Genomic DNA, 374 nt, shown 5'->3' on the forward strand with positions numbered 1-374 from the left:
GCTACAGCGGCCCGCAGCATCCGGTCTATCAGCGCAGCACCTTCGAACAGGTCTACGACCCGAACCTGGACCAAGTGGTCTGGACCAAGGACATACCGGACAGCCCTGAGCTGGCTGGCCTGCGGCTGGAAAAGGCTTGCTTGGAGAAAGCACTAGCCGACCTGCTCGCAGCAGCTAAGCCCATCGAGCGCCTGGCCGGCCGCATGGTCGCCCAGTTCCACCCCGACGACAGCGAGCGCACGGAAGGCATCGAGGCGTTGCGCCAGTTCAACGACCTGGCGCGTGAGGTGCGCGCATGAATGCCCGCGTCGATCTGTCCGCTTGGGGCGAGCAGCCCCCGCAGTGGGTCTGCCTGCTGGCCGCCGAGGTCGAGC

1 pseudogene is annotated in these 374 nt (G+C 66.6%); it reads left to right on the forward strand.

What is annotated here, in order from left to right:
* Positions 1-299 (forward strand): annotated as a pseudogene (locus tag A6723_RS31015) (hypothetical protein); the annotation flags it as partial.
* Positions 300-374: the final 75 nt, after the last annotated feature.

It is taken from the genome of Pseudomonas sp. AU11447, from assembly GCF_001672555.2.
Lineage (GTDB): Bacteria > Pseudomonadota > Gammaproteobacteria > Pseudomonadales > Pseudomonadaceae > Pseudomonas > Pseudomonas nitroreducens.